Source organism: Citreicoccus inhibens (genome assembly GCF_019039035.1).
Classification (GTDB): domain Bacteria; phylum Myxococcota; class Myxococcia; order Myxococcales; family Myxococcaceae; genus Citreicoccus; species Citreicoccus inhibens.
On the sequence record NZ_JAHNZT010000012.1, the window covers coordinates 123168 to 142152 of the forward strand.

The following is an 18985-nucleotide window of genomic DNA, read 5'->3' on the forward strand; positions in this document are numbered from 1 at the left end:
CTCCGCCCCCAGGCGCCCGGGGTCCCAGGACGCCTCACAGCCCGATGTCGTCCGAGTCCTTGCGCGGGAAGATGCGCGCCGGGATGCCCACGGCCACGCTGTCCGGCGGGACGTCCTGCAACACCACCGCGTTGGCACCGATGCGCGAGCGCGCGCCCACGCGCACCGGCCCGAGGATGCGCGCCCCGGCGCCAATCCAGACATCGTCCTCGATGATGGGGTAGCCGTTGTCCTTGGCGGTGCCCACCGTGTTGTTGCCGTAGAAGCGCACGCGGTCGCCGATGCGCGAGTCTCCGCCGATGACGATGCCCAGGCTGTGCACGAAGTAGACGCCGCGGCCCAGCGTCACCTCCTTGCCAATCTCGATGCCCATCACCGCCGTCTGCGCCACGCGCAGCACGTGGTTGACGAGCGGGATGTGCCAGGAGAGGGCGGCCTCGCGGGCGCGGTTGAGCGCGGTGATGCGGTACGAGTCACTGGTGAGGACGACCTTGGCCAGGGACTTCGCGTCCGGCGCGCCGGTGGCGGCTCGGGCCAGCTCCACCGCGTCCGTGACGAGCGTTCCAAACAGGCGCTTCATGGTTCATCCTCCCCGGCCCGGATGTAACGGTAGAGGCCGCGAGCGATTCCCGACCACCCCCCGGCCTGGGCGCGCGCGCCGCGCAGGTACTCCATGCCGTAGGCCACGGAGGTGCCCGCGAAGGCCGCCTTGCTCAGGCCCAGCTTGTCCGCCGCCTTGGCCGCGCTCATCACCGCGTGGGTGAGCTTTCGCGTGGCCTCGGGCGCCACCACGGCCGAGGCGAGCAGCGGGCGCGCCAGCGGGTTGGTCTCGAACAGCAGGCGCCACGGGTTCACCTGGGCGACGTCCGGGTGCTTCTGGGACACGTGCGTGTCGAACATGCCGTAGCGGTTCGCGCGGCGCATCCACTTCTCGAAGCTGACGTGGTCACTTCCGTGCAACACATACGCGTCGCTGGCGAAGCGGAAGGTGCAGCCCGCCTTCTCCAGGCGCACGCCCAGCTCCACGTCCTCGGACTGGCCCAGGCTCTTGTCGAAGCCGCCCACGCCCACGTAGTCCGCGCGGCGGAAGGACACGTTGCCCGTGTACAGGTGGTTGCCGCGCGCGCGCGCGCCGGGCACGGACAGCTCCTCGGCCATGCGGTGGTTGAGATAGGCGTACCAGCGCTCGAAGAGAGGCATGTCGCCCACGCCCGGGTCGGGGCGGATCCTCCCGAGCACCACGTAGCGCGAGCCGGGCGGGTGCTGCTCCAGGTGGCGCTCGAGGAAGTCCGGGGCCACCTGCATGTCGTCGTCGGTGACGAGGACCACGTCGCCCCGCGCGGCGAGCACGCCCCGGTGGCGCGCGGCGGCGGCGCCCGCGTTGGCCTGCACCTCCACGCGCAGCGCGTAGGGGAGCGAGAGGGCCTCCAGCGGCTCGCGCACGGGCGTGGCCGAGCCGTCATCGACGACGACGACCTCGAAGTCACCGGGCGGGAGCGTCTGCTGGGCGAGCTGGCCCAGGAGTCGTTCCATCAACGACAGCCGGTTGTACGTGGCGACGACGACGCTGAGCCGGAAGGTGGCGGGAGACGCGGGCGCGTTGCTCATGGTTTCGGCTTGGGGGCGGGCTCGGCCCGGCGCTTCTTCTTCGCTCGGGGGAAGGTGACGCTGCCGACGAAGCGCTCGCGGCCCACCAGGTCGAGCGTCTTCTGCGCGGAGCCGAAGTCCGACTCGCCCAAGGTGACACACAGCAGGGCGGCGTCCGCGGCCAGGGCCAGCGGGAGGCTGGCGGGATGGGTCATGAGTGAGTCGATGACGACGATGATGCGCTCGCCCTGGGCGATGCGGTGGCGGATCTCGGTGACGAGTCGCGGCGCACCCGCGGGCTCGATGCCGGTGGCATCCACCAGACGCAGCGGCGGTTCAGGGTAGGGCGAGCCGGCCTCCAGGAGCGCGTGCGCGGCGTCCAGCGCGGGGGCGCCGGGGTGCGCGGGGATGACGGTCAGGAATGACCACGGCCGGCGCTCGAGCGCGAACCAAAGTCGCTGAAGCTCCGGAGAGGGGCCGGGGCTCGGCGCGGACGAGTCCGCGGGCTTGGGAGGTGCGCTCGAATCTGCGGCCATGGGACGCGCCAGGGTATAGCGCAAGGCGACCACGCCGCCCAATGACCTGGACGGGTGGACGGTGGGGTTGGTCGGTGTCCGTGTTGGCTCTCGGATTCGCGGGACCTGCGGAAAGTGTCCGAGGCGGCAAAAGCGCGCGTCCGCCGTGTTATGGAAAGTCCGTGCAGAAGATTGGCTACCTGATTCCCGAGTTCCCCGGGCAGACGCACATTTTCTTCTGGCGCGAGCTGCAAGCGCTGCCGGCGAAGGGTGTGTCTCCGGAGCTGGTGTCCACCCGGCCCCCCCCCGCGCGCATCATCAGCCACAGTTGGGCGCGTGAGGCGATGTCTCGCACGGAGTACCTGGCGCCGCCGGGGCCGTGGGGATTGGCGGAGGCGGCCGCGGAGGTGGCGCGCGCGCTGCCCACGGGGTGGGCGCGGTGTCTGGCTTCCATCGCGCGGGCGCGCGGGTTGGACGCGAAGGGGCGGGCGCAGCTGTTGGCGTTCGCGGTGATGGGGGGGCGGCTGGCGTCATTGGCGCGGCGGCGAGGATGGACGCACGTGCACGTGCACAGCTGCGCGAACGCGGCGCACGTGGCGATGTTCGCGCACCTGCTGTCGGGGCTGACGTACAGCATCACGTTGCATGGGCCGTTGGATGACTATGGGCCCAACCAGCACGAGAAGTGGCGGCACGCGAAGTTCGCGTTCGTGATTACGCGCAAGTTGTTGCGCGAGGTGAACGCGGAGCTGGCGGGGAGCCTGCCCTCGCGCATCGAGCTGGCGCCCATGGGCGTGGAGCTGGCGCGCTTCCAGCGGAGCACGCCGTATGTGCCGTGGACGGGCGAGGGGCCGCTGCGCATCTTCACGTGCGGGCGACTGAATCCGTGCAAGGGGCACGCGGACCTCATCGACGCGGTGGGGATGTTGCGCGCGAGGGGCTTGGACGCGCGGCTGGCCATCGCGGGGGAGGACGAGGCGGGCGGGACGACGTACCGCAAGGTGTTGGAGGCGAAGCTGGCGGAGTCGGGGTTGGGCGACGCGGTGACGTTGCTGGGCGCGGTGAGCGAGGACGTGGTGCGCGGGGGAATCGAGAACGCGCACATCTTCTCGCTGGCGAGTCTTCAGGAGCCACTGGGCGTGGCCATCATGGAGGCGATGGCGATGCGCGCGCCGGTGGTGGTGACGGGCGCGGGCGGAGTGCCGGAGTTGGTGGACGACGGGGTGGATGGCGTGTTGGTACCGCCGCAGCAGCCGAAGGTGTTGGCGGCCAAGCTGGAGGCGCTGGCGAGGAACCCCACGGAGGCGGCGCGGCTGGGCGAGGCGGGACGGCGCAAGGTGGAGACGCAGTTCAGCAGCGAGCGCAGCGCGGACATGCTCGCGAAGCTGCTGGAGGTCGCGGCGTAGTCCGTCTGGCCCTTGAACAGGGGCGGGTGTTGCTCATTGCGCGAGTTCTAGCGGGGGGATGCGATGCGCCTCACGTGGCTCGGGTTGCTGGCCCTCTCGGGATGTTCGCTGCTCCCTCGCGGCTATCGCCCTGAGCACGCACCCAAGGCCGAGGCGAATGCATTGCCTTATCCGTTGGGGTTTCCCGAGTCCGGTCAGGTGCATGTCCCCGCGGACATGTCCGCAGGCATCTCCTGGCCCTGGATGACATGCTTCCGCGAGATGTTTCGCCTCCGCGAAACGCGACCCCGGACGAAGTCTGTCTTTATCGGCGTGACTCGTATGACGTGGACGCAGCTCCACTCAACGCGGACGTCATGCTCGTGCGCTTCCGGGTCCGCGCGGGTGCCTGCAACGCCGAAGGCAGGACCGCGACCGAGGTCGCGACCTACGCCGTGGATGTCCGTGGCGGCCGCATCCTCGTCGTCCAGAAGTAGCCGGGGCCACATCGCTCGCGTGTGCGTGGTAGCCTTCCCAGGTCGGCTCACGCGAAGAGGACTTCATGCGTCGTGTGTGGATGGCCCTGGTGATGTCTCTGTCCAGCGTGTGGGGGCTGGGCGGATGCGCCGCGCCCACTCATGGCTTCAAGCTCTATGCGGGCGCTCCCGAGGACGCGCTGGCTTCGCGACCCACCGAGGGCGATTCGCTTCAGGTGACGTATCTGGGGGTCGGTGGCTATGTGCTGCGCCATGGCTCGGATGTCGTCGTGCTCGCGCCTTCGTTCAGCAACCCGGGCATCCCCAGCCTCGTGGTTCATGGACTCTTCGGTGGACTGAAGTGGGAGCCGGATCAGGTCAAAGCCTGCATGACTCGCGCGGAGCAGCTCGCGGGCTCGACCCAGAACGCGAGCCTGCTCCTGGTGGGCCACTCCCACTATGACCACTTGATGGACACCGCCGAGATGCTTCAGTCCGGCCAGTGGTTTCCCAACGCCCGCATCCTGGGCTCCGCGACCACCGGGCACTTGCTCGCGTCGTTCGGGCTCTCGACCCGCTTCGAGGAGGTGACGAAGGCCGCCTCGCGCAACGGCAAGCCGGGCGGATGGATCCCGAATGATGCGGGCACCGTGCGTGTGTACCCCATCGTTTCGGACCACTCGCCGCACTTCATGCACTTGAAGCTCTTGAGTGCCGCTCGCCTCACGGAGGACGCGACGAAGAAGCCATCGAATCCGCGCTCGGATTGGTTGGAGGGCGAGACCTATGCGTATGTCGTGGACTTCCTGAGGGAGAAGGACGGCCCCGTCGCGTTCCGCCTCTACTACGAGGACGCGGCCAGCAGCCCGAGCGTGGGACTCATCCCCGATGACTTGACGCAGGACGGGCATCGCGTGGATGTGTCCATCACCTGCGTGGGCGCGTACGAACAGATTCCCTCGAGCCTCTATCCGCAAGAGGTGCTCGCAGGCACGCATCCGCGCTACGTCATCTTGGGGCACTGGGAGGATTTCTTCGGCAATGACTGTCTCAAGCCGCCGAGCATCGTCCGCATGACGGGGCGCAAGGGATTGTCTCGCTTCATCCGCCGCGTGGGGGAGGTGACGCCCGAGTCTCGGTGCGTGCTGCCCGTGCCCCTCGCTCCGACGATGTTCATCCCAGAGGGCAGCGATGCGCCCGCCCGCTCGGGGCCCGCCTGCTTGCCCGTTCCTCCCGTGGAGGATGTCGTGTGGGGCGCGCCCGTGACGACGTCCGGGACGGGCAACTAAGCTGCTCGGCGAGCGGGCGGAGCGCGGGGGAGGCTCGTGATAGGTTGAGGCCCCCGTTCTTCCAAAAGGAAACATGGCCGCTCCCGCTTCGTCCCTGAAGGCCGTTGTCGCCGCCCTGTCTGGCAATGTCGTCGTCACGCTGGTGAAGTTCATCGCGTTCTTCTTGTCCGGCTCGGGCGCGATGCTGTCGGAGGCGATCCACTCGGCGGCCGACACGGGCAACCAGGTGCTGCTGTTCCTGGGGCTCAAGCGCGCGGCGCGCAAGCGCGACGACGAGTTCCACTACGGCTACGGCGGGGAGCGCTTCATCTTCGGCATCCTGTCCGCCTCGGGCATCTTCTTCGTGGGCTGCGGCGTCACCGTGTACCACGGCCTCCAATCCCTCCTGCACCCGCACGCGGCCGAGGTGGGGCCCATCACCTTCGCGGTGCTCGGTGTGTCCTTCCTCATCGAGGGCGGTGTGCTGGTGCTCGCGGTGATGGGCCTGCGCAAGCAGGCGGCGGACATGCCGTTCCTCCGCTACGTGCGCGAGAAGGCGGACCCCGCCGCCGTGGCCATCTTGTTGGAGGATGGCGCGGCGGTGCTCGGGTTGGTGTTGGCCACGGTGGGCATCGTGCTCGCCTACGTCACGGGCAACCCGGTCTGGGACGCGGCCGCGTCGCTGACGGTGGGCGTGCTGCTGGGTGTCATCGCCATCTACCTGATGGTGGAGAACCGAGGACTCTTGCTGGGGCGCGCGGTGCCGGACGACGTGGAGCAGCGCTTCGTGGACGTGGTGCGCGCGCGGCCGAGCCTCGCGGATCTGCACGACGTGAAGACGCGCCAGATCACGCCAGAGACGTTCCAGTTCAAGGCCGAGCTGCGCTTCAGTGAGTCCTTCGTCGCCGCGAAGCTCGGCGAGGCGCTGCCTGCCTCGGGGCTGCCCGCCGCGGGCGCGTCACGCGAGCAAGCGCTCCAGGGCGCGGCCCGTCACCTCATCCGCGCGCTCAGCGAGGAGATCGACGCCATCGAAGCCGAGGTGCGCCGGGTCATCCCCGAGGCGAAGCACATCGACCTCGAGTTGGAGCACCTGTCCGCCGAAGCCGCCGAAGCCGCTGAGCAGCGCTCCGCCCAGGCGAGCTGAATCCCCGACGTTGCGCGCCCATCGAGAGGACACCTCGGGGGCCCGGTGCGTGAGGCCGGGCCCGTGTCGCTCGATGGGGGGCGCGCCTTGAACGAGGTCGGCGCGCTGGGGCCTCTGCGTGAGGCCGGGCCACTGCGCTGTCGCTCATTCCCCCGCGAGCGTCCACGCAGGCGGGTAGTGCGTGACGAGCCCGCGCGCATCCACGTCCAGCTCGGCCACGAAGCGCCCGCCGTTGCTCTCGTAGCGGTAGCGTGACTCCGCCAGCCGCGTGTAGCGCTGCGGCAGCACGACGAGGGCCAGGTCCGGCATGCGCACCCACGCGGCCACCACGTCTTCTCCCTGACCCACCGCGAGCGACAGCCGCCGGATGGGGAGCGTGTTCGTCGCGGGGGTGAAGCCCAAGTCCACGTCGGTGCAGCCGCGGAACTGGGTGACCTCCTCGTCGCCTCGCCACCAGCACTGCCGCGCGTCCACGCGCAGATGGAGCTGCTGCCGCGCACCGCTCCGCGCCAGCGCGATGCGCACCTCGCGCGTGAGCCAGGCTCGGTCGCACGAGACGGCGTACTCCACGAGGCACGGGGTGCCCTGCTCCCAGAGCACCACCGAGCCCAGGAGGTCCCAGCCGGTGGGGTGCTCATGCAGCTCGCCGTACTCGCTCCCGGGCGTGTCCAGGCGCTTCCACATCCAGGCGTGGAGGCACGGCTTCGCGGAGACGGCGGCTTCAGCGGAGAGGAGCATGCGGGCGCTCGCGGACGGGGGCGTGAAGCCGGGCATCACACCATGGCGGCGCCGCGGACGTGATGTCTTTCCAGTACCGCGCACTGTCATCCGGCACGAGGGCGCGTGGGCCTCGCGCCGCCGCGCGCCCACCTTCCAGCGCAGGGACTCGACTGGGGGAGGGGACGCATGGCCAAGGCGGCGAAGAAGCCCAACATCCTCGTCATCTTTGGTGACGACATCGGACTCTGGAATCTCTCGTGTTACAGCTCGGGGGTGATGGGCTATCGCACGCCGAACATCGACCGCATCGCGGCCGAGGGCATGCGCTTCACCGACTGCTACGGCGAGCAGAGCTGCACCGCCGGCCGCGCGTCCTTCATGACGGGACAGTCGGGCTTCCGCACGGGCCTCACCAAGGTGGGCGTCCCTGGCGCTCCCGTGGGGCTCCAGGCGGAGGACGCCACCATCGCCGAGCTCCTCAAGCCGCAGGGCTACGCGACGGGCCAGTTCGGCAAGAACCACTTCGGGGACATGAACAAGTTCCTGCCCACCGTCCACGGCTTCGATGAGTTCTTCGGCAATCTCTACCACCTCAACGCCGAAGAGGACCCCGAGGACCCCGACTACCCGAACCCGAAGGAGTTTCCGAACTTCCGACAGCGCTTCGGGCCGCGCGGCGTCATCCACTCGTGGGCCACGGACAAGGACGACCCCACCGACGAGCCGCGCTGGGGCCGCGTGGGCAAGCAGCGCATCGAGGACACGGGCCCGCTCACGCGCAAGCGCATGGAGACGTGTGACGACGAGTTCGTCGGCGCCGCGCAGGAGTGGATCAAGAAGCAGCACTCGGCGGGCAAGCCCTGGTTCTGCTGGCTCAACACCACGCACATGCACCTGCGCACGCACACGAAGCCAGAGAGCATCGGGCAAGCGGGGAGGTGGCAGTCCCCGTACCACGACACGATGATCGACCACGACAAGCACGTGGGCCAGATGCTCCAGTTGCTCGACTCGCTGGGCATCACCGAAGACACCATCGTCGTGTACAGCACCGACAACGGGCCGCACATGAACACGTGGCCCGACGGGGCCATGACGCCCTACCGCAGCGAGAAGGACACCAACTGGGAGGGCGCCTTCCGCGTCCCGCTCGTCATCCGCTGGCCGGGCAAGATTCCCGCGGGCAAGGTCTCCAACGACATCATCAGCCACCATGACTGGATGCCCACGTTCCTCGCCGCCGCGGGCGAGCCCGACATCCAGCAGAAGCTCCTCAAGGGCTACAAGGCTGGAGAGAAGACCTTCAAGCTGCACCTGGATGGGTACAACCTGCTGCCGTACCTGACGGGCGAGGCGCCCAAGTCGCCGCGCGACGGGTTCATCTACTTCAGCGACGACGGCGACCTGGTCGCCATGCGCTTCGACAACTGGAAGATGGTCTTCATGGAGCAGCGCTGCCGAGGCACGCTCCAGATTTGGGCGGAGCCCTTCGTGGCGCTGCGCATCCCCAAGCTCTACAACCTGCGCACCGACCCCTTCGAGCGCGCCGACACGACGTCGAACACGTACTGGGATTGGTACATGAGCAAGGCCTACCTCATCATGGCCGCGCAGGGTCTGGTGGGCAGCTTCCTGGAGACGTTCAAGGAGTATCCGCCCCGCCAACGCGCGGCCAGCTTCACCATCGATCAAGCGATGGATCGCATGGAGCAATCGCTGGGCGGCTCGGGCCGCTAGCCGTCGCGCGCGCCGTCAGTCGTTGAAGGCCTCGATGGCGGGTGGAGTGTACTGGCCTTGGAGGGCCGCCTCGGATGGACCGTAGATGCGCAAGAGGACGTAGAACGGTCCATCCGGGACGGGCAGCCAGTTCGCGAGCCGAGAGGGCTCGGGGCTCGCGTGCTGGAGGAACAGCGAGAGCGAGCCATCCGAGGACGTCACCAGGTCTCGCGAGTGGCCTCCCAGCGAGTAGCGCTGGATGGGATTGTCCACCAGCATGTGCGTCTGCGCGTCGTAGGCCGTGAGCGACCAGAAGAAGCGCGCGGGGGGCAGGGCGTTGTTCGGGAAGCGCAGCACGTAGCGCCGCGGGCCTCCGTCGAGCAGGCGGTCCGCGCTGTCTCGGTGAGCGATGGGGTAGATGGCCTCGGCGGGGGAGTTCGCATAGAGGTAGTTCCACGCGACTCTGGCGCGCAGCGCGTAGTCCTCTCCGAAATTGCCCACCTTGGGGTCAGGCATCTCCCAGCCGTGTTGCGTCGCGGGCGGCTGGCGGAGTGTCGCGCGCGCCTCGCGGATGCCCTCGAGCATCGCGGCGCGCACGTCCGGAGACAGGGCCTGTTCATCGAAGTGGGCCCGGCCCGGACGCACGCCGATGCGCGCCAGGCGCCGCAAGAGCGGCAGCTCCCGCTCCGAGAAGCGGTGCCACTGCATCATGAAGTTCACGTACTCGAAGGCCTTGAAGCCCTCGTCCTGCTTGTCTTCGAAGTACGGCGGCCAGTCGATGTCTGGCAGCGCGGGCGCGTCGCCGCCCATGACGGCGTGCAGCGGCTCGGCGCGGAACTGGGGCTGGAGCGCGGTGACCGTGGCCACATCGTCAGGGCGGGTGATGCCGATGCGCAGCAGCGCCAGCACGAAGCGCGAGTCTGTGCGGATGACGCGCGCGTCCCGCAGCTTCGGGGGCACGGCGCCGTCCCACTCCGGCCCGGCGATGAGGAAGCGCCTCGCGTCGTTCCCGGTCGCGCGCGTCCCGATGTACGGCAGGTTGTTCGTCGTGAGGTCGACCAGCTGGATGCAGAAGTAGCGCTGGCCCAGGTCTGGCGTCTCGAGGAGGACGGGCTCGCCGCGGAGGTCCAGGTTGGCCTCTGAGTAGAGCGTGTCGTTGTTGGGCGAGACGACGTCACGATCCTTCGGCGTGAAGAGGCGCGAGAAGTGGATGAAGGCATCGGCGGGCCGGGCCATGGGTGAGCCGGCGAGGAAGCCCTGGGCCAGCAGCTTGTAGTTCTCCACGAAGGGGAGTCCAAAGACATACGCCTCGCGCGCGAGGTCGTGTGCCTCTTGGGGTGTCAGCTCCGCGGTGGACTGCTCCAGCATGAGGGTGCCTCCCCTGTCAGGGCTTGCCGTGAATGCGTCAGAGGCAACCTGAGGCGCTGTCATCCGGCAGGCAACATTCGAGGGGAGGCGCGGGACGCGGGGCTCGGCGTCCCGTCTGGTGTCAGCGGACCTGGATGGCGTCCGCGACGACGTAGGCGCCGGCCGTGGTCCAGCGGCTGAGCTGGACCTTGTTCCAGCCCGCTGCGAAGCTCCACGTGCCGAGCGTGTTCCACTTCGCGCCGTTGAGTTGCTGATTCACCTTCAAGTTGGCGAGCTGCGTGCCATTGGCGCTCCAGACGATGAACGGCGCGGCGGTGGCTCGGTCGGTCGCCGCGGTCCACCATGCATCCACCGTCTTGGTCGCCGCCGCGGGCAGGTAGAACCAGAACGTGATGGGCTCGGACACCGCCTCGGTGGGCGAGACGAGGTAGTTGTTGCCGTAGTAGCCAGCCACGTTGACGGAGGTCACCCAGTTGGTGCCCGCAGTCTCGATGTAGCCCTTCGTGGTGTCATTGTTCGCGTTGTTGTTGTCGATGACGAGCGCGCCGCTGGCGCTGGTGGTCCAGAGGAACGTGACGTCCACCCAGTCGTTGTCGGCCATCCCCAGGTCGGTCCAGAACGTGCCGTCCGCCAGGTCGATGCCCGCCGGGGTCGCCGGCCGCCGGCCAAACTCATCCAGCCCCCCATTGAAGTTGTCCTGGTACGCGGCCTGCGCCTCGGGCTTGCCCTGAGGCAATGACTTCCACGACTGCCGGATGCTCGACGGGTTCCAGTAGTCATCCGTGGTGTTCCACGGGCCAATGTCCCAGACGGAGGTCGTGGCGCACTTGGAGGTCTTCGCGTAGCAGACGCGCACCTGGTACTCGGAGCCGCCATTGGACGCGAGCCCGCGACGCGACGGCAGCGCGACGAAGCGGTCGTAGCTCTTGATGATGTGGCCGTTCGCCGTCTGCGAGCCGACCAGTCCCTCGCGCGTGGCATAGATGTGATAGGTCAGCGGGGCCGCTGCCTGGAGTGTCTCGCGGGACGCGACGCCCTCCTGCCAGCCCTCCACCTCCAGCGACTGCACCTCGGGGCCGCGGCCGTGCTCATCCGCCACCAGGGCCAGCCGCACCTGCACCTCCGTGCCCGAGGCGGGCAGGTGCACGGCCTCGCCCGGCGTGGCCGTGCGCCACTCCGTCCAGGCTCCGTTCGGAGCGCGCACGCGCACGTCCACCTCGACGCTCGTGCCCGGGGCCACCGCGGCCGAGACGATGGGCCGGACCGTGTCCACCGATTGCTCCAGCGTCCGGACCGGGAAGGTGGTCAGGCCCGTGAGGCGGCTCAGCCCTTCGGGACGGCGCATGACCGCGCTGGGCTCGTAGCGCAGGCCACTTCGCGAGTGCACGAAGTCGCCCGGGGCGTCACCCTCGGACAGCGTCTCCGCCCAGCGCGCCTTCCGCGCGCCACGCTCAGCCACGCTCTCGTGAGGTGCCGCCGAGTCCACGGCGGGCGCCGCGCCCGCGAGCCCCGCTGACAACACCGCCACCACGACAGTCGATCGCCACGACGCCTGCATGGAATTCCTCCAGTAAAACTGGAACAAGGTGAAATTCCATTAAATCATAAAGTGAGAGGTCAGAGCTTTAGCTCCCAGGTCTGTTCGCGTTGGCCAGGACCGAACAGGGGCTGTGGGGCCTCGTGGATCAGCCGGAAGCCCGCGTGCTCGTAGAGGCGCCGCGCGGCGAGCAGCGCGCTGCTGGTCCACAGCACGACCTTGCGGTAGCGCGCATGTCGCGCGAAGCGGAGGCACTCCTCCACCAGCTTCGCGCCAATGCCCAGGCCCCGAGCGCGTGGCTCCACGAGCAGCAGGCGCAGCCTGGCCACGGTGTCCGATTTCCTGACCAGGAAGACGGAGCCCACGGGCTCGCCGTCCAGCTCCGCCATCCAGCAGCGCTCGCGCTTCGCGTCGAAGTGCTGGATGAAGTCGGCCACGACGCGGGCGACGAGCGCCTCGAAGCGCTCATCCCAGCCGTACTCCTGCGCATAGAGCACGCCGTGACGGTGCACCACCCAGCCCATGTCTCCGGGGCGGTGCGCGCGCAGCCGATAGGGGCGCGGGGCCTCCGCGGGCGCGCCGAGGAGTCGTTCGAGGGTCCGCATCGCCTCGACGACCTGGCGCTGTTCGCGTGGCGCCAGCGGCTTCAGCAGGGCCGCGACCTCTCCGCGGGAGCGCGCGTCGAGCGGCGCGAGGACCTTCTTGCCCGCGCGCGTGAGGGACAGGAGGACCTGTCGCCCATCTCGGGGGGAGGGCTGCTTCGTGATGAGCTGCTGCTTCGCGAAGGCGCGGAGGATGCGGCTGAGATAGCCCGCATCCAGGTCCAGGGCCTGGCCCAGCTCGGAGGCGGTGGGGTGCTCGCGATGGGCCAGTTCGTACAGCACGCGCACCTCGGTGAGCGTGAAGGGACTGTCGAGCAGCCCTTCACGCAGCACGCCGATGCGCTGGGTGTAGAAGCGATTGAAGCGCCGGATGGCCGCGACACGCTGCTCCAGGGACCGCCGAGACTCGACCGACATGGCTCGCTCCAGGATGAGGAGAAGGGACCGGCGCGGCCAGTGTAGATGATTGACTCCGTCAAGTATCGGAGCGAGGGGGGCGGTGGCGCTGCGCTACTTCCAGGTGATGGGGAGGGGCGCGGCGCTGCGGATGCCCACGCCCACGACGTCATAGCGGTAGGTGTTCTTGAGCGAGTCCTGACCGGTGGCGTAGGGCTGCTGGCGTACCTTCACGCGGGAGAGGATGAGCTGGTCCTGGTAGTTCAGCGCGGCGTTCATCCCGGGGGTGATGATGAAGGAGCCGGTGTCGCGCACGGCGCAGGTGATGACGTTGTTTCCACTGGCGACGCGGAACTCGAGCAGCACCATGTCCCCCGTGGGACCGCTCCACGACACCTCGGTGGGCTTCCCGCTGGAGAGCGCCAGGGTGGCGCTGCCCGGAACGGGGGCCTCGGGAAGCTCCAGCAAGGGGCCTGAGAACGCCGGCTCCGAGAAGTCGCCGTCCCACGACACCGTGTAGGCGCCTGCGCCCAGGCTGTGCGTATCCGAGAAGCCATACGACACGGGCATGGCGCCCCCGCTGCCCAGCGTCTTGGCGAGGGCGTAGCGCACGCCCAGCGCGCTCTCCAATCGGACCTGGCTGCCGATGGAGACGCCGACCTTCGTGTTGAAGGCGCCGCGCGGCGCCAGGGCCAAGCTGTGTCCCTGCGCGTGGCAGAGACCCGTGGGAATTCCTCCGATGAAGTCGAAGCCCTCGTCGTCCGCGCGGCCAAAGAAGGCCGTTGCCCGGGGGCCCAGCGCGTCCGAGTCCGTCACCACGACGACGCCCGTGACCGCGACGGACGTGGGGCCCGCGTCGACTCCGCCCTCTGGCTCGGGCTGGGGGCCCGCATCCGCGCAGGTGCCTCAGTGCTGCGCGTTCGCGGGCGGCTCCCAGGTGAAGTTGACGGAGGGCGCGCGCACGGCCTTCGCGTCCTTCATCAGGAAGCCCTCCTCGCGCTTCGCGGCTCGGTCGAGCGCGGGGCGCAGGGCCGCGGGAATGGGCAGCAGCAGGCCCACCACGAACTTGCTTCCGCGACAGGATTCATTGTCATAGCCAAACGCGATGCGCACGGCGACCTTGTTGCCCTCGATGTGATGGAACGCCACGGAGCGCTTCACCGGGTCGAGCCCATACGCGAAGCCCACGCAGTCCTCACCGGGCACCAGGCTTTCGAGCAGCGCTTCCACGGTCTGCGCCTGCTTGAGCGCGGCGGCGTCTCCGATGTGCTTGCGCACGAAGGGGTCCGCCTTGAGCGCCGCGACCACGTCCTTCTCGGGGAACACCGCGAGCAGGGAGAAGGCGTCCTTGCCCTTCGTGACGTCCTCCGTGACGTAGGTGATGCTCGCGTAGGGGTGCGCGCCGCCGGTGTAACCCGACACGGAGTGCTCGTAGCTGACCCACGGGCCCACCACGGAGAGCACCTCGAAGGACTCAGCGCCTTCCCAGTTGGACAGGTCCTCGCCCGGTTCGGGCTGGAAGCCGGCGCGGAAGGCGGCCTCGCGCGACTTCAAGCCAAACACTTCCTTGCCGCCTCTCAGACCCCGCAGGTCCCGGGCGGACATCTCGAACGTCACGTCCGTGCCCGAAACCTTCCACGTTCGCGCGGGCGCGGGAGCGGGGGCCGCGGCCAGCATCACCATCAACATCGAGTTCAGGAGCATGGCCAGCATCCTGCCCGAACCGCGCGGCCCGCAGGCCCTCGTGTCCAGGGGTGGACCCTGGTCATTCCTCACCCCGGCGCGGAGGCCGAGGATCCGACCTTGGCTCGGTCGGAGGCTATTTCCGGGCTGCGGGTTGAGATAGGACTGGCGGTCCCTATGGCCGCTGGCGCTCGTCCCCGTGTCCTCCTGATTGCCGAGCTGTGCAACCCCGACTGGGTGAGCGTCCCCCTCGAAGGGTGGTCCCTGTTCCACGCGCTGAGGGACGTGGCGGACGTGCACCTGGTGACGCAGGTGCGCAACCGCGAGAACATCCTCAAGCAGGGGCTGGTGGAGGGGCGCGACTTCACGGCGCTGGACTCCACGCCGGTGGAGCGTCCGCTGGACAAGGTGGGCGGGCTGCTGCGCGGACAGGCCGGAGTGGGGTGGACCACCGCGACGGCGCTGAGCGTGCTGCCGTACTACTTCTTCGAGGAGCTGCTGTGGCGGCGCTTCGGGGGGCGGATCCGGGCGCGCGAGTTCGACGTGGTCCACCGCTACACACCCATCAGCCCCACCACGCCGAGCACCCTGGCGGCGCGCTGCCAGAAGGCGGGCGTGCCCTTCATCATGGGTCCGCTCAACGGCGGCCTGCCGTGGCCCAAGGGCTTTGGCGGGGCGCGGCGCCGGGAGAAGGAGTGGCTCAGCTACGTGCGGGATGTGTACAAGCTGATGCCCTTCTACCGCTCCACGCGAGAGCACGCGGCGGCCATCATCACCGGCTCGCGGGCGACGCGCGGACAGGTGGCGCCCGAGTTCCAGGCGAAGACGGTGTACGTGCCGGAGAACGCCATCGACGTGCGGCGCTTCGGCACGTCGAAGGCGGAGGCGCCCACGGGGTTGCCGCTGCGCGTGGCGTTCGTGGGGCGCTTCGTGCCGTACAAGGGCATGGCCATGCTCATCGACGCGGCGGCGCCGCTGGTGCGCGAGGGCAAGGTGCAGGTGGAGTTCATCGGCGACGGCGCGGAGATGCCCAACCTGCGCGCGCAGGTGGCCCGCGAGAAGCTGGAGTCCGGCGTCACGTTCGCGGGGTGGGTGAAGCACCAGGAGTTGCAGGGGCGGCTGGCGAAGAACCACATCTTCGGCTTCCCCAGCGTGCGCGAGTTCGGCGGCGCGGTGGTGGCCGAGGCCATGGCGCTGGGCCTGGTGCCCATCGTGATGGACTACGGCGGGCCGGGCGAAATCGTGAGTCCGGACACGGGCTTCGCCATCCCCATGGGCACGCCGGAGGAGATCGTCCTGCGCGTGCGCGAGGTGCTGACGAAGCTGGCGGCGGACCCCTCCGTCATCGGCCCCATGGGCGAGCGCGCGCGTGCGCGCATCCTCAAGCACTTCACCTGGAAGGCGAAGGCGGAGCAGGTGCGCGAGGTCTACCGTTGGGTCATGGGTGAGCGCGCGCAGCCGGACTTCGGCATGCCCCTGGCGGACTGAGGCGCGGCGCTACCGGCGCTCGGCTTCGCCACCGATGGCCACTGACTTGGAGGACGGGTCGTGCTCATGCGTTCCCGCGCTTGCATGGGACTCTTGCTGCTCCTTGTTGCCTGCGCTACGCCGAGACCGCCTCTCCACGAGCGGAGTACTCGGGGTCAGCGGTTCAGCAATCTGGGGCGGGCAGCGAAGTTGCCCTGGGCCGACGAGGGCCGGTGCGTTGTCCGCGAAGCGTCCCAGCCTTGGCCGATTCTGGTCGAACGGTGCTATCGGGACCTCGACCACGACCGGATCGAGTTCCACGACACCTCGGGAAGATGCGCGGTCGCCTCCGCTGACGCCGCCGCTGTGGGCATCGGAGTCTGCGTGCTTGCAGCTCCTGAGATTGCCGTGGGAGCCGTGGTCGTGTTGGGCGTGGTGGTGGTCGGCGTCGCTATCCACGAAGCGCTGGCGGCATATGAGCTTCGCCATGCCTACCCAGTGGAAGCAGGTCCCTCACGAGGCGCGAAGGACTCATCTCGGGGCACGGAGGGACATCGCACTCCGAAGTCGGATCCCGAGGGCCAGGACTGGCAGCCGCCTGTGTCTCCGATGCCCGTGGACCGAACGGAGCGCTCCGACTGCGAGCCTGTTCCCGTGTCGCATTCGGGCGGAGATCCCGCGCACGACTCGTGCGCCGATGCGTTCCCGCCCAACCGTTATCCCGGAATGGACGTGCTCGTCGGAGGTGTGCGCTTCGACGCGTTGCAGGTCGGCGTGCGCGTGCTGTGGGAGATAAAGACCCATCAATTCGACGCGTACAAGGACTTCATCCGAAGGCAGGAGATTGCGAAGGAGCTGGAGCAAATCGAACTGGAGCAAGACGCAGCAGCGGCTTGCGGATACGACTACGCGATTGGAGTGAGCACCCAAGCGCACAAAGATGCATTGCTGCGAGCGAATCGGTTCCTCACCATCGTTGTCACGGGATGCAAACGGTGACCCCTCCACAACGTCTCGACCTGACCGTGTATGCGCCAGCGCTCAAGGCCCATGACGACCGCACCGTCGCGGTGGTCCGTGGAATGGAGCGCGCGCTGCCCGGCCTGCGCTTGAACTGGGAGGTGGGCAAGGGAGGGCGCCCCATCGAGTTACCGCAACGCGATGCCTGGCTCGTTGAGGCGGCAGCGCGTGGAAAGCTCCCTCTCCTGTGCAATGGCGATGAGCGCTACCCCATCACGGTTTCGGGTCGGGGGAGGTCGGGACGTCTCGGCCCGGGCGGTCAGTCGCTGCTCGACATCTCTGCGGAGCTGCCTCTCGATGCCGCCGTTATCGCGGCAGCGGGAGAGATGTTGGTGCATGCAGGAGAGGGCGCGCGCGCATTCTGGGGCCATGCGACGCCGGACGTCGCGGCGCTGGACATCGCGTATCAGACAGCGCCTACCCGAGACGGGCCACCGTCCCCCCGTCGGGGGCTTCCCGTGCTCAAGCTCCTCGAGCAGATCCGCGCACCCGAGGTCCCCTACTTTCTAGGATGGCTGAACTACTGGTCGGCCGCGTCCGCACAGGCCCTTGGGTTCCCGGACCCTACCCGTGATGCGGAGCTGCTTTCACGTGCGTGGCGCACGGTGACGGGGGGATGGGTCGTGCAGCTCACGTCCGCGCCGCTCGACCTGGATGACCCCGCGCACTTGGACGCGCTCTTGCGAGCCTACGAACGTTTCCCGGAGATTGGTGGGCGTGCCACGCCTTGAGCCGTTCAAGGGGCTGCGCCGTTGCCTCGGCCGCAGCGCCCGATGCGGCACCGTCTTCGGCGTCTTTGACGCCATCCCGAGGTGAACCGCTGCCGTGGGGTCCCTCCGAGGGAGCGATGCTCCTCGAGGCGCGGCGCTACCGGCGCTCGGCTTCGCGGGTGGTGCGCACCCACTCGCCGCGCTTCTCCGCGCCGGCGCCGCGCAGCATGAGGCCCACCTTCCACACCACGTAGACGGGCGCCCAGGCGAGGTCCAACAGCCCGCGCGGCCCCACGCCAGACACCCACCAGCCGCGCAGCACGTAGGCCGTCAGCGAGAACAGGCCGAACGCGGCCACTCCGGACGCCGCCACCGCGGTGCCACCGGACAGCCACACGAGCCCCGCCGCGAGCCCCGCGCCGCCCACCATCGCCAGCACCAACTGGCTCAGCGGCGGCACGAGCACGTCCATGGCCAGGTCGAACAACAGCCGGCTGCCCTGCTGGAGCGAGTCGTTCAGCAGCGGCCAGCCATGCAGCTTGCGCATCTGCTTGCGCCCACCCTCCCAGCGCTGGCGCTGCGAGCGGCTCTGCTTCTCCGCGGAGACCATCTCGCCCAGCACCTCGGCCTCCCAGGCGTAGTGCACCCGGTGGCCCGCGCGGCCCAGGCGGATGCCGTACTCCAGGTCCTCCACCACGCTGAAGGCGTCATGCGGCACCTGCTTGAGCACCGCGTGCGTGAAGCACATGCCGTTGCCGCGCAGGCCACACGACACGCCCATCCGCTCACGGCCCTGCGAGCGCACGCGGTGGAACATGCCCAGCGCGATGGTCATCAGCCGCGTGCGCCACGACGCCGTCGGGTTCATCACGCCGTAGTGCGCCTGCACCGCGTGCGCGCCGTCCTCCAGCCGCCGCGAGAAGGCGTGCAGCAGGTTGGGCGTCACCACCGTGTCCGCGTCCACCACCACCACCGCGTCCGCCACGCCGTCGCGCTGGCTGCGCTCGAAGGCGTGCGCCAGCGCGTAGCCCTTGCCGCGCTTCTCCGCGTCCTGGCGCTCCAGCACCGTGGCGCCCGCCTCGCGGGCCTTCTCGGCCGTGGCGTCCGAGCAGTTGTCCGCGACCACCAGGATGCGCCGCAAGAGCGGCGGGTAGTCCACCGCGGACAGGTTCGCCACCGTGCGCGCGATGCCCAGCTCCTCGTTGTGCGCGGGGATGACGATGTCGAAGCGCCGCACGGGGGGCGCGGGCGGCACGGGCGCGGGCCTGCGCCCGGACAACAGCGTCAACAGCAGCAGGTATCCACAGCCCGCCGCCACCGGCAAGAGCCCCACGCACAGCGCCACGTCCACCCAGGTCCAGACCGTCACGGATTGCTCTCCCCCGCGCGCG

The 18985-nt window shown here is 69.1% G+C and carries 18 protein-coding genes; 8 read left to right on the forward strand and 10 right to left on the reverse strand.

What is annotated here, in order from left to right; all coding sequences use genetic code 11:
- Positions 1-34: 34 nt before the first annotated feature.
- From epsC to KRR26_RS16695, 3 genes are read right to left on the reverse strand one after another with little or no spacing between them, the layout of a single operon-like run.
- Positions 35-580: a serine O-acetyltransferase EpsC gene (gene epsC / locus KRR26_RS16685; RefSeq protein ID WP_120206555.1), complete on the reverse strand. Its 546-nt coding sequence runs from the start codon at positions 578-580 to the stop codon at positions 35-37.
- Positions 577-1608, reverse strand: a complete 1032-nt coding sequence (epsD, locus tag KRR26_RS16690; protein ID WP_120206554.1) for an exopolysaccharide biosynthesis glycosyltransferase EpsD — start codon at positions 1606-1608, stop codon at positions 577-579. Before epsD ends, epsC begins: the two co-directional genes overlap by 4 nt.
- Positions 1605-2123, reverse strand: coding sequence for a hypothetical protein (locus tag KRR26_RS16695; protein WP_233576986.1), 519 nt, complete (start codon positions 2121-2123; stop codon positions 1605-1607). The genes epsD and KRR26_RS16695 overlap by 4 nt, the downstream gene beginning before the upstream one ends.
- A 161-nt stretch (positions 2124-2284) precedes the next feature.
- Between KRR26_RS16695 and epsE the strand changes: the two genes are divergently transcribed.
- The 4 genes from epsE to KRR26_RS16715 all read left to right on the forward strand — a co-directional run bounded on the left by epsE (position 2285) and on the right by KRR26_RS16715 (position 6375).
- Complete coding sequence (gene epsE / locus KRR26_RS37435) at positions 2285-3508, forward strand: exopolysaccharide biosynthesis GT4 family glycosyltransferase EpsE (RefSeq protein WP_328707157.1); 1224 nt, start codon at positions 2285-2287, stop codon at positions 3506-3508.
- A 326-nt stretch (positions 3509-3834) separates the two neighbouring features.
- Entirely contained in the window at positions 3835-3984 is a 150-nt protein-coding gene (locus KRR26_RS36860; protein ID WP_236068689.1) for a hypothetical protein, read from the forward strand.
- A 65-nt stretch (positions 3985-4049) separates the two neighbouring features.
- Positions 4050-5252: an MBL fold metallo-hydrolase gene (locus KRR26_RS16710; protein ID WP_147422972.1), complete on the forward strand. Its 1203-nt coding sequence runs from the start codon at positions 4050-4052 to the stop codon at positions 5250-5252.
- Between the two features lie 73 nt (positions 5253-5325).
- Positions 5326-6375, forward strand: coding sequence for a cation diffusion facilitator family transporter (locus KRR26_RS16715; RefSeq protein WP_120206549.1), 1050 nt, complete (start codon positions 5326-5328; stop codon positions 6373-6375).
- A 144-nt stretch (positions 6376-6519) separates the two neighbouring features.
- Here the strand turns inward: KRR26_RS16715 and KRR26_RS16720 are convergent, their stop codons facing one another.
- On the reverse strand, positions 6520-7113 hold the full coding sequence (locus KRR26_RS16720; protein ID WP_217080303.1) for a putative glycolipid-binding domain-containing protein: 594 nt from the start codon (positions 7111-7113) through the stop codon (positions 6520-6522).
- 168 nt (positions 7114-7281) lie between these two features.
- Between KRR26_RS16720 and KRR26_RS16725 the strand changes: the two genes are divergently transcribed.
- Entirely contained in the window at positions 7282-8832 is a 1551-nt protein-coding gene (locus KRR26_RS16725; RefSeq protein WP_217080304.1) for an arylsulfatase, read from the forward strand.
- Between the two features lie 15 nt (positions 8833-8847).
- On the opposite strand, the gene KRR26_RS16730 is transcribed toward KRR26_RS16725, so the two are convergent.
- The 5 genes from KRR26_RS16730 to KRR26_RS16750 all read right to left on the reverse strand — a co-directional run bounded on the left by KRR26_RS16730 (position 8848) and on the right by KRR26_RS16750 (position 14418).
- Positions 8848-10179, reverse strand: coding sequence for a DUF1254 domain-containing protein (locus KRR26_RS16730; protein WP_217080305.1), 1332 nt, complete (start codon positions 10177-10179; stop codon positions 8848-8850).
- Between the two features lie 121 nt (positions 10180-10300).
- Entirely contained in the window at positions 10301-11737 is a 1437-nt protein-coding gene (locus tag KRR26_RS16735; protein ID WP_217080306.1) for a golvesin C-terminal-like domain-containing protein, read from the reverse strand.
- A gap of 59 nt (positions 11738-11796) precedes the next feature.
- On the reverse strand, positions 11797-12735 hold the full coding sequence (locus KRR26_RS16740) for a bifunctional helix-turn-helix transcriptional regulator/GNAT family N-acetyltransferase (RefSeq protein ID WP_217080307.1): 939 nt from the start codon (positions 12733-12735) through the stop codon (positions 11797-11799).
- A gap of 93 nt (positions 12736-12828) precedes the next feature.
- The gene (locus KRR26_RS16745; RefSeq protein WP_217080308.1) at positions 12829-13533 is read right to left on the reverse strand and encodes a hypothetical protein; all 705 of its coding nucleotides are present in this window, start codon (positions 13531-13533) and stop codon (positions 12829-12831) included.
- 87 nt (positions 13534-13620) lie between these two features.
- Positions 13621-14418, reverse strand: coding sequence for a hypothetical protein (locus KRR26_RS16750; protein WP_236068690.1), 798 nt, complete (start codon positions 14416-14418; stop codon positions 13621-13623).
- 156 nt (positions 14419-14574) lie between these two features.
- On the opposite strand from KRR26_RS16750, the gene epsH reads away from it, so the two are divergent.
- From epsH to KRR26_RS16765, 3 genes are all read left to right on the forward strand, one after another.
- Positions 14575-15885, forward strand: coding sequence for an exopolysaccharide biosynthesis glycosyltransferase EpsH (epsH, locus tag KRR26_RS16755; RefSeq protein ID WP_120206542.1), 1311 nt, complete (start codon positions 14575-14577; stop codon positions 15883-15885).
- Between the two features lie 363 nt (positions 15886-16248).
- On the forward strand, positions 16249-16863 hold the full coding sequence (locus tag KRR26_RS16760; protein WP_328707158.1) for a DUF6310 domain-containing protein: 615 nt from the start codon (positions 16249-16251) through the stop codon (positions 16861-16863).
- Positions 16860-17615 (forward strand): DUF5953 family protein, encoded by a 756-nt coding sequence (locus tag KRR26_RS16765; protein ID WP_407931721.1) that lies wholly within the window; start codon positions 16860-16862, stop codon positions 17613-17615. Before KRR26_RS16760 ends, KRR26_RS16765 begins: the two co-directional genes overlap by 4 nt.
- A gap of 136 nt (positions 17616-17751) precedes the next feature.
- Here the strand turns inward: KRR26_RS16765 and epsU are convergent, their stop codons facing one another.
- Positions 17752-18963: an exopolysaccharide biosynthesis GT2 family glycosyltransferase EpsU gene (gene epsU / locus KRR26_RS16770; protein ID WP_217080311.1), complete on the reverse strand. Its 1212-nt coding sequence runs from the start codon at positions 18961-18963 to the stop codon at positions 17752-17754.
- Between the last annotated feature and the right edge of the window lie 22 nt (positions 18964-18985).

What these genes read in the sequence shown, in the direction of transcription:
- epsH (WP_120206542.1), top strand. Translation starts at nt 14,575, where the DNA reads ATGGCCGCTGGCGCTCGTCCCCGTGTCCTCCTGATTGCCGAGCTGTGC.
- KRR26_RS16715 (WP_120206549.1), top strand. Translation starts at nt 5,326, where the DNA reads ATGGCCGCTCCCGCTTCGTCCCTGAAGGCCGTTGTCGCCGCCCTGTCT.
- KRR26_RS16735 (WP_217080306.1), bottom strand. Translation starts at nt 11,737, where the DNA reads ATGCAGGCGTCGTGGCGATCGACTGTCGTGGTGGCGGTGTTGTCAGCG.
- KRR26_RS16710 (WP_147422972.1), top strand. Translation starts at nt 4,050, where the DNA reads ATGCGTCGTGTGTGGATGGCCCTGGTGATGTCTCTGTCCAGCGTGTGG.
- KRR26_RS16730 (WP_217080305.1), bottom strand. Translation starts at nt 10,179, where the DNA reads ATGCTGGAGCAGTCCACCGCGGAGCTGACACCCCAAGAGGCACACGAC.
- epsC (WP_120206555.1), bottom strand. Translation starts at nt 580, where the DNA reads ATGAAGCGCCTGTTTGGAACGCTCGTCACGGACGCGGTGGAGCTGGCC.
- KRR26_RS16750 (WP_236068690.1), bottom strand. Translation starts at nt 14,418, where the DNA reads ATGCTCCTGAACTCGATGTTGATGGTGATGCTGGCCGCGGCCCCCGCT.
- KRR26_RS16720 (WP_217080303.1), bottom strand. Translation starts at nt 7,113, where the DNA reads ATGCTCCTCTCCGCTGAAGCCGCCGTCTCCGCGAAGCCGTGCCTCCAC.
- KRR26_RS16695 (WP_233576986.1), bottom strand. Translation starts at nt 2,123, where the DNA reads ATGGCCGCAGATTCGAGCGCACCTCCCAAGCCCGCGGACTCGTCCGCG.
- epsD (WP_120206554.1), bottom strand. Translation starts at nt 1,608, where the DNA reads ATGAGCAACGCGCCCGCGTCTCCCGCCACCTTCCGGCTCAGCGTCGTC.
- KRR26_RS16725 (WP_217080304.1), top strand. Translation starts at nt 7,282, where the DNA reads ATGGCCAAGGCGGCGAAGAAGCCCAACATCCTCGTCATCTTTGGTGAC.
- KRR26_RS16740 (WP_217080307.1), bottom strand. Translation starts at nt 12,735, where the DNA reads ATGTCGGTCGAGTCTCGGCGGTCCCTGGAGCAGCGTGTCGCGGCCATC.